Consider the following 14777-nt stretch of genomic DNA (forward strand, 5'->3'; position numbering starts at 1 on the left):
CAAACCTGTAACCTTCTGATCCGTAGTCAGATGCTCTATTCAGTTGAGCTACGGAACCTCTTTGTTTAAGCGGTTGCAAAGGTACGACTATTTGTTGTAACCTCCAAACGTTTTGGCAACTTTTTTAAGGAAAAGTACGTTTTTTACGCTTTTTCGCCCTTTTGGGGGCCTTGGAAGCGCTATTCATAGTCGTCGATGACGCTATTGGTGAAGTCCATCATGGGTTTTGCCACACGAAACAGGTGGGCCATTTTCTTCGTCCAATCGGGCTGGCTGAAGAAATTGTCGCCCACAGTTTGCCAACAACAATAGTCTTTCATCTTCAAATAATCGATGTGCTCGTAGTCGGCGGGGAAGTCGCGTGGTGCCTTTTTCAAGTGAGTGATGCCAAACCCTTTCTCCGACATGTAGTCGTCGTCTTCCCAAAATCCCTCGTTCACCCTTCCGTAGGTTTCTACGAAAGTGGGGTTCTCCACGCACGCTTGCCACTCGTCGATGTTGCCCATGATCTCGTTGCGCACGGCGGTTAGGATGTTGGTGGGAAGCCAATACACACCCGTTGCCAGCACACAATGGCCTGGGCGCACATGGATGTAGTAGCCTCCGTGCAGTCCTTTCTTGCCATGGGCTGAGATGTAAGCGCCAAAATGTCGCTTGTAAGGGCTCTTGTCGGGCGAGAAGCGGATGTCGCGGTTGAAACGGTAGCAACAGTCCTTGGGCGTGAGGTGGGCAATGGTGGGGTCGAAGGTTGCAATGGTTTGGATGGCCTCTTTCACTCCTTGCTCAAACTCGGCCTTGGCTTGTTGATATTCGGCCTTGTGCTCGTGGAACCACGTGGTGTTGTTGTTTTCTGCAATCTTTTGCAGGAAGTCTAATATGAGGGTTGTGTTCATGACATTGGTGTCGTTTCGGATGATGGGTTGGCATGCCTTGGGGCTTTGCCCTTAGAGCTTGCTGTCTTTCAACAATTTGGGGCAGAAACCGTCGAACGGGCAATCTGCGCAGAGCGGCTTGGCGCTCTTGCAGACGTAGCGTCCATGGAGCAATAGCCAATGGTGGGCGTTGGGAATGTCCTCTTGGGGTATGTGGCGCATGAGGTATTGCTCCACCTTCAGCGGGGTGGTGGCCTCCTTGGGCACCAGTCCCAACCGGTGGGCTACGCGGAACACATGCGTGTCGACTGCCATCGTGGCATGTCCGAACCATACGGCCTCAACCACATTGGCGGTCTTTTGGCCCACGCCCGGCAACTTCACCAACTCGTTGTGGCTCTCGGGCACCTCGCCCGCATGGTCGGTTACCAGCGCCCGTGCCATGGCCACCAGGTGGCGCGCCTTGGCGTTGGGGTAGCTCACCGACCGTATATACTCCAGCACATCGTCGGGCTCGGCTTGCGCCATACTGCGCGCATCGGGATAATGGCTGAAAAGGTCGGGCGTCACTTGGTTGACGCGCTTGTCGGTACATTGGGCCGACAACACCGTGGCGACGAGCAGCTGGAATGCCGAAGCAAACAGCAGCTCTGTCGTCACATGGGGTTGCGTCACCCTAAAGGTGTTGAGTATGCGCTCGTAGCGTTCTTTTCGTGTCATTTGATCATGTCGACTGAACGCTTCAGGAACTTATCGAGCGCCTCGCCTTTCAGCATGCCGTTTTGCAGCAATGCCAAGTCGATGAGTTGGTGCACGATGTTGTTGCCCTTGGCGTAGTCGCCGAGGATTTGGTTCTTCTTGGTGTGCTGCTCGCTGATGGCCTTCTGCGTGTTCTGCACGTCGTCTTTCTCCTCCTGTGTCAGATCCTCGGGCTTCTTGCCGTTCTGTGATTGGTGGAGTGCGGCCAGTCGGGCCGACAATCCCTTCAGTTCGCTCACCACAGGCTTCAGGGCCTCGGCGGTCGTCTTGTTGGTGTCGTCGAGCACCCCCTTCACCAACTTGTGGTCGGCGTTGAGCACGATGGTGTAGGTGTCGGGCATCTGGCCATAGAAGCTCATGCCGGGCTGGAAGTGGCTCATCTCCTTCATACGGCGCATGTATTCGCTCTCGGTGATGACTACCGGTTGGGCGTTCTCGCCAAGCGACTCCACGTCTACGTTAAACTGGGCCTTGTCCATTTGTGGCATCTGTGAGCGGAACACCTCTGACAGATTGTCGCGGTCGTCGCCAGTAATGGCAGACTCCTTCTTGTCGTCCTTGACGATGAGGCGGTCGATGATGTCGGCGTCGACACGGGCAAAATGGCTCTTCTCAAACTTGTTCTCCAACATCGACACCATGGGCACGTCAAGCTGGCCATCGAGCAGGAGCACACTATAGCCCTTGTCCTGAGCCGACTTGATGTATGAGTACTGGTCGTCCTTGTTGGTGGCGTAGAGGTAGACGAGCTCGCCGTTCTTGTCGGTCTGGTTGTCCTTGATGAGGGTCTTGTACTCCTCGAAGGTGAAGCACTTGCCGTCGACGTCCTTAAACAAGGCAAACTCCTTGGCGCGCTCATAGAAGTCGTCCTGGGTGAGCATGCCGTAGTTGATGAAGATCTTCAGGTCGTTCCACTTGTCCTCGAAGTCCTTGCGGTCGTCCTTGAAGGTCTGCTGCAAACGGTCTGACACCTTCTTTGTGATATAGGTGGAGATCTTCTTCACGTTGGCGTCGCTCTGCAGGTAGCTGCGGCTCACGTTGAGCGGGATGTCGGGAGAATCGATCACACCATGGAGCAACGTCAGGAAGTCGGGCACGATGCCTTCCACCTGATCGGTGACAAACACCTGGTTGCAATAGAGCTGAATCTTGTTGCGTTGCAAGTCGATGTTGCTATGCGTGCGTGGGAAGTAGAGGATACCTGTGAGGTGGAATGGGAAGTCCACGTTGAGGTGAATCCAGAACAAAGGCTCGTCCTGCATGGGGTAGAGGGTGCGATAGAAGTTCTTGTAATCCTCATCCTTCAGCGATGATGGGGCCTTGGTCCACAACGGCTCTACATTATTTATAATGTTGTCCTGGTCGGTGTCGACCTGCTTGCCATCCTTCCACTCGGTCTTCTTGCCGAAGGCCACGGGAACGGGCATAAACTTACAATACTTGTTGAGCAACTGCTCGATGCGTGCTTTCTCCAAAAACTCCTTGCAATCGTCGGAGATGTGGAGGATGATGTCGGAACCACGGTCGGCCTTCTCGGCGTCGTCGATGGTGAACGAAGGCGAGCCGTCGCAGCTCCATCTGATGGCCTTGGCGCCCTCCTGGTAGCTCTTGGTTACGATCTCCACCTGGTCGCTCACCATGAATGATGAGTAGAAGCCCAGTCCGAAGTGGCCGATGATGGCATTGGCCTCATCTTTGTATTTGTCGAGGAAGTCGGTTACGCCCGAGAATGCAATTTGGTTGATGTATTTATCGATCTCCTCAGCCGTCATGCCGATACCACGGTCGCTGATGGTAAGCGTCTTGGCCTCGGGGTCGAACGACACATGGATGGTCAGGTCGCCCAACTCGCCCTTGAAGTCGCCCTTTTGTGCCAAGGTCTTCAGCTTCTGCGTGGCGTCGACGGCGTTGCTGATCATCTCACGGAGAAAAATCTCATGGTCTGAATAGAGAAACTTTTTGATGACGGGGAAAATGTTCTCGGTCGTAACCCCGATATTACCTTTTTGCATGATAATGGTTGTTTTAATTCGTTTTTTGTATTGATAGTTGCAAAAGCCGTGCCATAATCGGCAAATAGAGGACAAAGAAAAGCCGTTTGCCAAAGATTTTTTGAAAATTTACGGAATATTTGACAGGTAGTTCGGAGAAATGCTATAATTTTGCAGCATAGATTCATTTCAATAGGTTAAGGTTAGTTTTTAAAAGGTTAAAGAACCCCCAATCAGAGTAGTGATACTGTGGATTGGGGGATTTCCTTTTTTAGGGCGGCATCCCAAGTGGGTTGATGAATATTCGTAAAATGAATCGTTGTCTTGACGATGGGCTTATGATGACAAGGCGATAATCCCAAACCAATCGTGGGGATCATGGCCCTTTACCTTATCATAAAGGTCCGCGACCTAATTTATAATGCTCCTTCATTTACAATGATCCTTTACCTTATTTTATTGTAGGGAGGAATTCTTGGGATCGGATAGATGCGTCTTCCTCGCCTGAGGGCTGATGCCTCTTTCTCATGCCTTAGGTGTTCTCTGGTTTGACTGCAGATGCCCCGTTCTCTGGCCTTTGGCACGCCCTTCTCTAACAACAGGCGTTCACTTACGGCAGGTTTTAGTTTTCCTTATACGAGACGATGCCTGTCAACTTGTCGTTGAGGTAGAAGGTTTGCTTGATGGTGTCGTTGCCGATGGCATATCTCACGTTGAGGAAGAGCAACTTCTGCGACGGCTTGGCGTAAGCCTCTTGCCCTTTTACCTTGTCCGATGCGTTTTTGCGCATGACCTGCACCATGGAGTCGGAAACGAAGAAAGTGGAGTCGAGACGACCCCACTGTGCGACATCATAATCGTTGATGCCCATTTGCGTGGTCATAAACTCCTCGACCATGTTCTTTGCATCATGACTCTGTCCGCACCCTGTGAAGAGGGTGGCTAACAGAGCCATCATGGTTATGAATGATTTTCTCATGCCTTTGCAGGAATGTTCTTCAGAATCTCAAGCATGTGGTCCCAAACCATCTGAACGGTTGGGATGTACAAGCACTCGTCGGGGGTGTGAACGTTGCGGAGCGTAGGACCGAACGACACCATGTCGAGGTGCGGATACTTTTCCGAGAACAGGCCACACTCCAGTCCGGCGTGTATGCCCTTCACGATGGGGGCTTTTCCGAAGAGCTTCTTGTAAGCTGCCACGGTAACTTCCACCAACTTCGAGTTGGGGTTCATCTTCCATGCGGGATAGCCATCGTTCTGTATCACCTCAGCGCCAGCCAGTTGGAAGGTGGCCTTCACCGAGTTGGCCATGTTGGTGAGGTTGCTCATCACGTTAGAGCGCTGGCTGCTCACAATGATGACCTTCTCCTCCTCGCTCTGCACGCTTGCTATGTTGCTCGATGTTTCCACCATCTTGGCCAAAGCCTCGTCCTGGCACATGGCGAGCACGCCGTTGTCAACAGCCTGGATGGCGCGGATGAGGTTCACGCTCACGTTCTTTGGCATAACGGTTTGGGCGTCGGCGCTACCGAGCGACCACACCATGTTGCCGTCGGTTACGTGGAACTCGTCCTCCACGTCTTTCTGGAAGATGTTCCAGTCGGCCTTCACCTCTTCCTTTTTGTCGGCGGGCACGGCGAAGATGATCTTTCCGTCACGCGGGATGGCGTTGTGCATCTTGCCCGAGTTCCACTGGGCCAGACGAAGATCCATCTTCTCTTGCTCCATGTAGAGGAAACGGCACAGAATCTTGATGGCGTTGGCGCGCTTCTTGTCGATGTCGTCGCCCGAGTGGCCACCATTGAGGCCTTTCAGCGTACCCTCCATGAAGAAGTAGCCCTTGGGAGCCTCTTCGCGTGTGAAGGTGAAGTTGGCAGATGTGTTGATGCCGCCAGCGCACGATACGAAGATCTGGCCCTCGTCCTCAGAGTCGAGGTTGATGAGATAGTTGCCAGTCATGAAGCCACCCTTCATGCCGAAGGCGCCTGTCAGTCCCGTCTCCTCGTCGCGTGTGAACACACACTCGATGGGACCGTGCTCAATGTCGTCGGCGTCGAGCAGGGCCAGCTCAATGGCGCATCCAATGCCGTCGTCGGCACCCAGCGTGGTGCCCTTGGCGCGCATCCACTCGCCATCAACGTATGTCTGGATGGGGTCTTTGTGGAAGTCGATGTCCACGTCGACGAGCTTGTCGCACACCATGTCCATGTGACTTTGCAGAATGGTGGTTTGGCGATCCTCGTGGCCCTTGGTGCCGGGCTTGCGTATGAGTACGTTGCCAGTCTCGTCGACCAATGTCTCCAGTCCGTGATCCTCTCCGAACTTCTTCAGGTAAGCAATCATCGCGTCCTCATGCTTTGAGGGGCGAGGGATCTGATTGATTTTAGCAAATTGCTCGAAAACACGAGCAGGTTTCAATTCTGCCATAATGCTTGTTTTTATAAAGGTTTATCAAATTTTTCTTTGCACTTTCCACTTTTTGCCTTAACTTTGCAATATTATTGTGCATCTTGCACTGCAAAAGTAACAAAAATGACTGAAACTTTGCTATTAAGCGTGTTAATTATTGCTATTGCCGTTGGGTTGTTGTCCGTAAAGGTTATTTTTAAGAAGAATGGCCGTTTCGAGTCGCAACACATCCACGATAGTCAGGCCATGAAAGATCGTGGCATCCACTGTGTGCTCGACCAAGACAGAGAGGCTCAGTCGAAGAAGCCGTTGCTTTCGTAACCCCGTGAATAATAACAAAACTACATAATTGAGAAATGAAGAAGAACATCATTCTTTCCGTGGCTCTTGCAGCTGCGACAACGATGGGTCTTGTCTCATGCGACAAGAGCAGTCCTAAGATGGACGACAAGACTCCCGCCTCTGCCCAGAAGTCGGGCGAGTGCGCCAAGATTGCTTACGTGGAGGTCGACTCCATCATGACGCAGTATAAGTTCTGCAAGGAGTATAGCAAGATCTTGGAGACCAAGGGTAACAACATCCAGAAGACATTGGCTACCAAGCAGCAGCAGCTGCAGGCCGCAGCCGCCAACTTCCAGCAGAAGATTCAGCAGAACGCATATACCCGCGAGCAGGCAGAGGCCATCCAGGCTGGCTTGCAGAAGCAGAACAACGACCTGCAGGTGCTCAACCAGCGTTTGAGCGCTGAGTTCCAGACCGAGACCGATAACTTCAACAAGGCTCTGCACGACTCGTTGCAGCACTACTTGGCTTTCTACAACAAGGACAAGAAGTATAGCCTCATCTTCTCGAAGCAAGGCGACAACCTGCTCTATGCCGACAAGGCCTACGACATCACCAACGAGGTGGTGGCTGGCTTGAACAAGGCTTACAAGGGCAAGGCTACCGCCGACAAGGCTAAGAAATAAGCACTCTATATAATTATGGTGTGAAAGCGGCAAACGGCCGTCAACCGAACAATCTCGCAAGTCAGCAAGTAGTTGCCGACCTGCGGGATTTTTTCATAGAGTACATTTTCCAACCCCCAATCGGTCCTCAGGCCAAAGCGAAAGATTTGTTGGGCTCATCCAGCATTTCAATCCTTAACATAGCATGGTCGATGGGGAATGTAGATTTATAACAGATTGTAATTCAGTAGGATGAAAGAAGCCGATCGCTTCTTTAGGAGGTTAAAAATGACGAACAAGAACGAAAGAAAAGCCGATGGCTCCGACCGCGTGAGAGAGGTTTATAAGGTAACCTTGGCTGGTAGTGTCATCAATGTGGCGTTGCTCGCGCTGAAGTTTGCCGCGGGCATCTTAGGCCATTCGGCGGCCATGATCGCCGACGCCATCCATTCGCTCACCGATTTCGCCACCGATGTGGTGGTGTTGGTGTTTGTGAAGTTGGGAAGTAAACCGCAGGACGAGGACCACGATTACGGGCACGGCAAGTACGAGACGTTGGCCACGGCCATCATCGGATTGTCGCTCCTGGTGGTGGGCTTGATGATTTGCTATTCGGGCGTGGTCAAGACCTATCAGGCCATCTGTGGCGTGCAGTTGCAGCAGCCAGGCGTGGTGGCCTTGGTCGCCGCCATAGCGAGCGTCGCCCTGAAAGAGTGGGCCTACCAGTTCACGGTGCGCGTCGGTCGCAAGTGTCATTCTGAGGCCGTGGTGGCCAATGCCTGGCACCATCGGAGCGACGCCTTGTCGAGCGTCGGCACCATGGTGGGCATAGGTGGCGCCATCTTGTTGGGTGAGCGCTGGGCCGTGCTCGATCCGCTTGCCGCCATCGTGGTGAGCGCCTTCATCATCAAGGCCGCTTGGGCATTGGTGATGCAGTCGGTGAAGGAGCTTACCGACGCCAGCCTGCCCGAGGCGGAGGAGAACGAGATCGTGAGGATCGCCAATGAGGAGGAGGGCGTGCGTGAAGTGCACAACCTTCGCACCCGTCGCATTGGCAACAACATCGCCGTCGAGATGCATTTACGCATGCCCGGTTCCTTGTCGCTCTATGAGGCGCATGAGCATGCCACCCACATAGAACGCCGGCTAAGGACCCACTTTGGTGAGGGCACCATCATAAACATCCACCTTGAGCCCATCAAGGTGAATGGGCAGTATGAGGCGCCCCGACAGACGAAGGAATAAGGAATGTGGTTATTCGTCGCAATCGAACACCGAGTATAGTCCCTGCTCCTCTTGGGCGGGGTCGGCGGTGTAAGCATCCCATCGCTGCCAACGGTCGTGGGGTGGTCGAGCCTCCCCGGCCCATCCCCAGAAGTTCTTGCCGGCCAAGGGCAGGGTGGCGATAAAGCGGTAGTAGGCCTTGCGGGCCGTTACGGGTGTGCCGGGCCGTATGTCGTAGTTGTCGCGCGGATACCCATATTCCTCCAACACGATGGGCTTTCCCAAGGGCGCGAGGATTCGCCGGTTGAGGTCGATGTACGCTTCCGACCGCCTGATGGCGTTGGCCAATGAGTCTTGGGGAGCGCTTATGCCGTTGCGTTGCTTGCAGTTGGCCGTCTCGGCGATGGCCGGTCCACACCATCCCCAGTTGTTGGGCCAACAATGGAGGCAACAATAATCGATCTCGGCAAAGGCGTGAACCTCACGTAGCAGGGACGAGTCGCGTGCGCAACCATAGTAGCCCTCGCTGCCCGTGGTCACGAGGTGGTTGGGGTCGAGGCGTTTGATGAGCTTGGCCTGTGCGCCAATCCATTGGACAAACGACCGTTTGATGGCCGCCTTCTCCTTGTCGCTGAGCAAGCCGCATTGCACGAAGGGGCGCGGCTCGTTGCATAGTTCCCATGCCATGATGGCCGTGCTCTCGGCATAGGGCTTGCCTGTGATGGTGTTGGTGCGTCCCACCATGAACCTCACGTGGTTGGCGGCCAGTCGCATGGCCTTTTTGTTGCGTGTAAACTGCGCATGGTATTTCTGAAACCCATCCCAGTCCTTGCTTCCGTCGGGTGCCTGACCCATGCCCGCCCATTCCAGGTAGGTGCCGAAGCCTCCGCTCCAGTCCCATGAGTTGTTGAGATAGAGCACGCAGGTCATGCCGCGCTTTTCCAGTTGGGCCACGAAGAAGTCGAGTCCGGCCAGCAACGTGTCGTTGTAAACGCCTGCCTGGGGTTGCAGCGAGGGCCACGTGTGCGAGGGTCGCTCCGACAATCCGTCGGATCCTCCTGCCAAGGCGCGTATGTTCATGATGCCGCGTCGTTTCAACTCGTCGAGCTCGCGCACCAGTCGGGCGCGGTCTCCCCCTTGTCCGGTGCTGCCGAGGATGGCGGCATACCACATGTTGGTGCCGTTGAACGTGTAGGGTTTTCCGTCGCGTGTGAAATGGTCGCCGTCGACCTTTACGAAGCCTTGGGCCATGGTGGCGATGGCCCCTACAACCAGAAGGGTGGCGATGTAGAGAATGCGTTTCATGTTGGTTAGGTGAATTGTTTGGCTACAAAGTTATAGAAAAATTTGGATTATTGGCCATATCATTGTAATTTTGACGAAAATTAAAAACCACCTATGAAAAGAACCATGCTGGCCGCTTTCGTTTTTGCGGCAATGAGCCTGCCCTTGTCGGCGCAGACTGAGGCCGAGAGCCTTGCTTTCCTTTATAAGAACATGTCGACCCCCGACAGCGTTGATTATCCCAAGTCCTACTGGCAGAAGCAGGTGCGCATGGCGCTGAAGGCCCGTTCGCAGATGGCGTGGGGCCGTAGCGTTCCGCGATGGGAGTTTGAACATTTCGTACTTCCTGTGCGAGTGAACAACGAGGCGTTGGACGATGCGCGCGAAATCATCTATAAGGAGTTGGCTCCGCGCCTCAAGGGCCTCACCATGGAGCAAGCCGCCTTGGAGGTGAACCACTGGTGCCACGAGAAGGTGAGCTATCGGCCGAGCGACGGACGCACGTCGGCTCCGTTGGCCACCATGCGCAATAGCATTGGCCGTTGTGGCGAGGAGAGCACCTTCACGGTGTCGGCTTTGCGTGCCGTGGGCATTCCCGCCCGTCAGGTTTATTGTCCCCGTTGGGCCCATACCGACGATAACCATGCTTGGGTAGAGGTGTGGGTCGATGGCAAGTGGCGCTTCATGGGTGCGTGCGAGCCAGAGGCCACCTTAGACAAGGGTTGGTTCAACTGGGCCGCCAGCCGTGCCATGCTCATCCGTGGCTACGATTATGAGGGCCACGAGATCGCCACCACAGCCACCTATGCGCCCACCAAGACCTTGAGGGTGAGGGTGGTCGATGCGCAGGGTGCGCCTATCGCCAACGCCACCGTCGACTTCCGCCTTTACAACTATTCGGAGTTCTACCCCCTGTCGACCGTCACCACCGACGCCGAGGGCCGTGCCGCCTTCACCACGGGCTATGGCGATTTGCAGGTATGGGTGAGCGCCAAGGGCAAGTATGGTGTGAAGAAGGCCGATGGCTACACCACTGAGCTGACCATCACGCCCTGCTACCAACCGGGTAGCGCATGGGTGGAGGAGTACGATTGGCATGTTCCCACCACTGTGCTTGAGGAGCCCGACCGCAGCATCGTCGACACCGTAAGCGCCAATGGTCGCCGCCTGGTGGCAGAGGATAAGATACGTACGGCCTATCAGCAGGCGGCTTTCTACCAGGGCGACAACGAGGTGTTGAAAAAGGCGCGCAGCAATTGGAGGGTGATGGATAAGTTCCTGAAGGAGAAGAACCCCAAGGCCTCGATGGTGCTTCAGGGCCTGAGCGAGAAAGACCTGCGCGACGTTACGCTCGACGTGTTGCACGACGCTTGCCTGCTGAACGATGAGGCGTTGCGGAGTGGGGGAGTGCGCGTCTCTACCGAGCATCTCCGTCCCTTTGTGGGCTACCTGCAGAAGCGCTTGCCCAAGATGACGGCCCAGCAATGGATAGCCTGGGTGGAGAAGCATATCCAGGTCGACAACGCCAACAACCCCAAGCAACTCTTTGTTTCCGTGGTGGGCGTTTACAACCGCCGCAAGTGCGATGCGCGCAGCCGTGAGCTCTTCACCGTGGCAGGTGCCCGCGCCCTTGGCATGCGTGCCATGCTCGACCCGTTAGGCAAGGCCATGGTGGCCGATGGCGACACGTGGCTCCGCCTCGCCGATCAGCAGAACGCCGAGCCGCAAGGCGCGCAAGGCGTGCTGAAGCTCGATGTTCCCGCCCAGGTCATGTATTATCATGGCTACACCATCTCGCAGCTGGTGGACGGTCGTCCCATGCCGCTCGACTATGCCGACGACGATCCCACCGTTACCGAGAAGTTCCGCAAGGGTCTCAACCTCCCCGCGGGCGATTATCTGCTCACCACGGGCACGCGCCTCAAGGGTGGCGACGTGCTCACCCATAGCGTGATGTTCTCGTTGAAGGCGGGCCAAACCACCGAAGTGCCGGTCTACTTCCGTACCAGTTCGCGTAGCGTGAAGAGCGACTTGCAACTCGACGATAGCGAGAAGAACGCAAGCGCCACATCCGTTCAGAGCGCACAATAACCCATTCATCCTTAGGCCCTTCGCTTCTCTCGTTGCAGAAAAGTGGAGGGCCTAAGCCATAACCGTTTCATTTCAAGAAAAACCATGATATTAGAAGTTTGCTGCGGTAACATCGAGAGTGTGAAGGGAGCCATCGAGGGTGGCGCCGACCGCATAGAGTTGTGCCGCGACCTGGAGCTCGACGGCCTTACGCCCCATAGGGAGATGATACGCGAGGCGGTGCGCCTCTGCCGACCTGCCGGTGTGGTGGTGCATGTGCTCATCCGCTCGCGCGAGGGCCATTTCGTTTACACCGACGCCGAGGTGGTCGAGATGGCTGGCGAGATACGCATGGCCGTGGCCGAGGGTGTCGATGGGGTGGTTGTGGGCGCCCTTACGGCCGATGGCGACATCGATCTCGACGCTTGTCGCCGGTGGGTGGAGGCCGTGGGCCCGACCGATGGCCACAGGTGCCGCAACATCACCTTCCACCGCGCTTTCGATGTGTGTCGCCATCCGTTGGAGGCCATGGAGCAGATCGCGCAGGTGGGGTGTAACCGCATCCTCACCTCTGGCCAGCAACCCACGGCCGAGGCGGGCATACCCTTGCTGAGGCAGATGGTTGGCAAGGCGCATGAGCTATCCGCCACGATGGGACGCCCGTTCACCATCCTGTGTGGCGCTGGCGTAACTCCCGAGAACGCCGCCCACATCCTGAAGGCTACGGGGGCCACGGAGATCCACGGCTCCCTGCGCACGGGCTTGGTGTCGGATGCCGAGAAAATCCGAACCGTCAAAACAGCATGCCGCTAATTCGTACCTTTGCATCGTAAACAAAATCCTCTTATGATTCTATTCCGTTTCTCCCCATTGCGCCACGCCACCAAGACCCTGGCGGCGCTTCTCTCCTTCCTGCTGGCCGTAGGCGCGCTATTGGCCAGTTGTGCCAACGACGACCCCGTCAACGTCAACGAGATCAACAAGCAGACAGTCTTGGTGTTTATGCCGTGGACGGGCAACGACAACGACGACCAAGGACTATACCATGCTTTCCAACAGAACCTCGACAGTATAGAGCGGGCCATCGTGGCCAACCGCGGCTACGCGGGACGCTTGGTGGTGTTTGTCAGTACGTCGGCCCAGGCGTCGCAGATGTATGAGGTTACCTACCAGCGCGGCGTGCTTGCCCACATCCCGCTCAAGACCTACACGGGCCACAGCTACACCACGGCGGAGGGCATCGCGCAGATCCTCAACGACGTGAAGGACCATGCGTTCGCACTCAACTACGCCATGATTGTTGGCGGACATGGATGTGGATGGACGCGCATCGCCGACTGGGACGATTATCCCTCCTGCGCCAAGCGGGCGCCCCTGCCTGTGGGCGGCGAAGCATCGGCCTACCCACAGACGCGCTTCTTCGGGTCGGTCACCGCCAACGCTTACGCCATCGACGTGGCGACGCTCGCCGAGGGCATCCGCCAGGCGGGCGTGAAGCTGCAATACCTGTTGTTCGACAACTGTTACATGGCCAACGTGGAGACGGCCTACGCCTTGCGCCAAGCCACCAACTGGCTCGTGGCCTCCACCTCCGAGATCATGGCCATGGGCATGCCCTACGCCGCCATGTGGCGATACCTCGGATCGGCCACACCTTCCTATGGCAACATGGTGAGCACCTTCCACACGTTCTACGAGGCGTACCCCACGCCCAGTGGTGCCCTGTCGGCCATCGACTGCCGACAGATGGACGCCCTGGCTTCCATCATGCGAAACATCAACAGCCGTTATGCCTTGCCACAGGCAATGGTCGACTCGCTGCAGGTGCTCGACGGATTCGCCACACCCTTGTTCTTCGACCTCGGCGATTATGTGGACCACCTCTGCGCCAACGCCACCCTGCTCAGTGACTTCCACGCCCAGCTCAAGCGCGCCGTGCCCTATGCAGCCTCCACACAGACGCTCTACTCCTACCTCTACGACCATCCCGTCTACATTCCCGTAAACACGTTCAGCGGCATCACCATCTCCGACCCAAGCACCAGTAGTGTGGCAGAAAAAGGGAAGAAGAGCACGGAGTGGTGGAAGGCTACGCACGAGGAATAGGTCTGGCGGGCGGGTCAACGCTCATAGGTGCCCCACTCCCCCAAACAGAAATTCTCCCAATGCCTCCCTACGCTCTGTGGGGATGGCAATGAGAGGCGTGTGATAGGGTGAGAATTGCTTGTGCGGAATTTTACCAACAAACTATATAGCAATCTACACATTTCTTTTGAGCGCCCCGGCTTTTCATTTCAAATACGTGATTCTCGACATAGTAATACAAGAGATTGATAATTAGAGTGTTACGAATATCTTGTCCGTCATGGCGCATCCCAGCCTTCGTTATGCGTTGCGGTTAGGCATCTTTCGAATCTTCGAACCTGCCTAACCGTCATGCGAAAGCTACCTGATCGAGTGTTGAAACATGCCAAACCGCAAGTCGAAACATGCCAAATGTCAAAGGCGGTCTCTATTCTGTAATCGAAAATCTTACAAAATCTTCAATTATGTTCTCTGGTTCGTCCGAAAACCCAGTCCAACTTTTTAACCAAAAGACTTGACGTTTTTCAGATTATTATGTAGTGCAATTGTGACTTACTCAGATCTACTATGATTATTACGTAGATGCATAGGGGGGTATGTCTTTTAATGAATAATAGCTGCAACTTGATGATTGAAAATCGCCTAAGCAAACATAACGCAATCATTGTGAGATGATATTGTATGCTTTGGTTTTAATTAGGGTCTACTAATTAAATGTAACCAACCGAAATTCAACAAATTACCTTCCAATATATTTCCGTAGTTCACTGGAAATGATTACCTTTGGGTGTTAAAATCAACAAGAATCGACATGAAATACTACTCCCAATACCACAGTCACGAGCTGTTTGAACTTCAAGAGCCTCTCGCGGGTTTGAGCAAGTCCAACCGCTGGGTGAAGCTTGCCGACAATCTTCCCTGGGACAAGATAGAGCAGGAATACAACAAGCGACTGAAGAACCGACACAACGGGGCAGGCAATAAGCCTGCTCGTATGGTTATTGGTGCTCTGATAGTGAAGCATGTTGAGGGTCTGAGCGATGAGAAGACCATCCAGGCCATCCAGGAGAATCCCTATATGCAATATCTGCTTGGGCTTCCCAAGTTCACGGAGAAACCCGTTTTCGTTCCAG

General features: G+C 54.9%; 13 protein-coding genes. 7 read left to right on the plus strand and 6 right to left on the minus strand.

The annotated features are described in order from the left end of the window. Positions 1 to 179: 179 nt before the first annotated feature. From KM934_RS11180 to KM934_RS11200, 5 genes are all read right to left on the minus strand, one after another. Positions 180 to 893, minus strand: a complete 714-nt coding sequence (locus KM934_RS11180) for a DUF2461 domain-containing protein (protein ID WP_215760685.1) — start codon at positions 891 to 893, stop codon at positions 180 to 182. A 51-nt stretch (positions 894 to 944) separates the two neighbouring features. Next, on the minus strand, positions 945 to 1592 hold the full coding sequence (nth, locus tag KM934_RS11185) for an endonuclease III (RefSeq protein ID WP_215760686.1): 648 nt from the start codon (positions 1590 to 1592) through the stop codon (positions 945 to 947). Continuing rightward, positions 1589 to 3643: a molecular chaperone HtpG gene (gene htpG / locus KM934_RS11190; protein ID WP_215760687.1), complete on the minus strand. Its 2055-nt coding sequence runs from the start codon at positions 3641 to 3643 to the stop codon at positions 1589 to 1591. The genes nth and htpG overlap by 4 nt, the downstream gene beginning before the upstream one ends. Before the next feature lie 601 nt (positions 3644 to 4244). Further along, complete coding sequence (locus KM934_RS11195) at positions 4245 to 4580, minus strand: hypothetical protein (protein ID WP_215760688.1); 336 nt, start codon at positions 4578 to 4580, stop codon at positions 4245 to 4247. 17 nt (positions 4581 to 4597) lie between these two features. Next, the gene (locus tag KM934_RS11200; protein ID WP_215760689.1) at positions 4598 to 6052 is read right to left on the minus strand and encodes an aminoacyl-histidine dipeptidase; all 1455 of its coding nucleotides are present in this window, start codon (positions 6050 to 6052) and stop codon (positions 4598 to 4600) included. 105 nt (positions 6053 to 6157) lie between these two features. Between KM934_RS11200 and KM934_RS11205 the strand changes: the two genes are divergently transcribed. The 3 genes from KM934_RS11205 to KM934_RS11215 all read left to right on the plus strand — a co-directional run bounded on the left by KM934_RS11205 (position 6158) and on the right by KM934_RS11215 (position 8226). Further along, on the plus strand, positions 6158 to 6355 hold the full coding sequence (locus tag KM934_RS11205) for a hypothetical protein (RefSeq protein WP_215760690.1): 198 nt from the start codon (positions 6158 to 6160) through the stop codon (positions 6353 to 6355). 35 nt (positions 6356 to 6390) lie between these two features. Further along, positions 6391 to 7002: an OmpH family outer membrane protein gene (locus KM934_RS11210; protein WP_215760691.1), complete on the plus strand. Its 612-nt coding sequence runs from the start codon at positions 6391 to 6393 to the stop codon at positions 7000 to 7002. A gap of 267 nt (positions 7003 to 7269) precedes the next feature. Continuing rightward, a complete protein-coding gene (locus KM934_RS11215) occupies positions 7270 to 8226 on the plus strand; it encodes a cation diffusion facilitator family transporter (RefSeq protein ID WP_252344986.1) in 957 nt (318 codons plus the stop codon). 9 nt (positions 8227 to 8235) lie between these two features. Here the strand turns inward: KM934_RS11215 and KM934_RS11220 are convergent, their stop codons facing one another. Continuing rightward, positions 8236 to 9510, minus strand: a complete 1275-nt coding sequence (locus tag KM934_RS11220) for a glycoside hydrolase 5 family protein (RefSeq protein WP_215760693.1) — start codon at positions 9508 to 9510, stop codon at positions 8236 to 8238. 93 nt (positions 9511 to 9603) lie between these two features. Here KM934_RS11220 and KM934_RS11225 point away from each other — a divergent pair, with 93 nt between their 5' ends. From KM934_RS11225 to KM934_RS11240, 4 genes are all read left to right on the plus strand, one after another. Beyond that, positions 9604 to 11580, plus strand: a complete 1977-nt coding sequence (locus tag KM934_RS11225) for a transglutaminase domain-containing protein (RefSeq protein WP_215760694.1) — start codon at positions 9604 to 9606, stop codon at positions 11578 to 11580. Positions 11581 to 11664: 84 nt separating this feature from the next. Next, positions 11665 to 12372 carry a copper homeostasis protein CutC gene (locus KM934_RS11230; protein WP_215760695.1) on the plus strand — a complete coding sequence of 236 codons (708 nt, stop codon included), beginning with the start codon at positions 11665 to 11667 and terminating at the stop codon, positions 12370 to 12372. Between the two features lie 33 nt (positions 12373 to 12405). Then, positions 12406 to 13665: a clostripain-related cysteine peptidase gene (locus KM934_RS11235; protein ID WP_215760696.1), complete on the plus strand. Its 1260-nt coding sequence runs from the start codon at positions 12406 to 12408 to the stop codon at positions 13663 to 13665. Between the two features lie 790 nt (positions 13666 to 14455). After that, positions 14456 to 14777 (plus strand): transposase (locus tag KM934_RS11240; protein ID WP_215760697.1); only part of this gene is annotated, 322 nt, incomplete at its 3' end.

The organism is Hallella faecis (assembly GCF_018789675.1).
GTDB lineage: Bacteria > Bacteroidota > Bacteroidia > Bacteroidales > Bacteroidaceae > Prevotella > Prevotella faecis.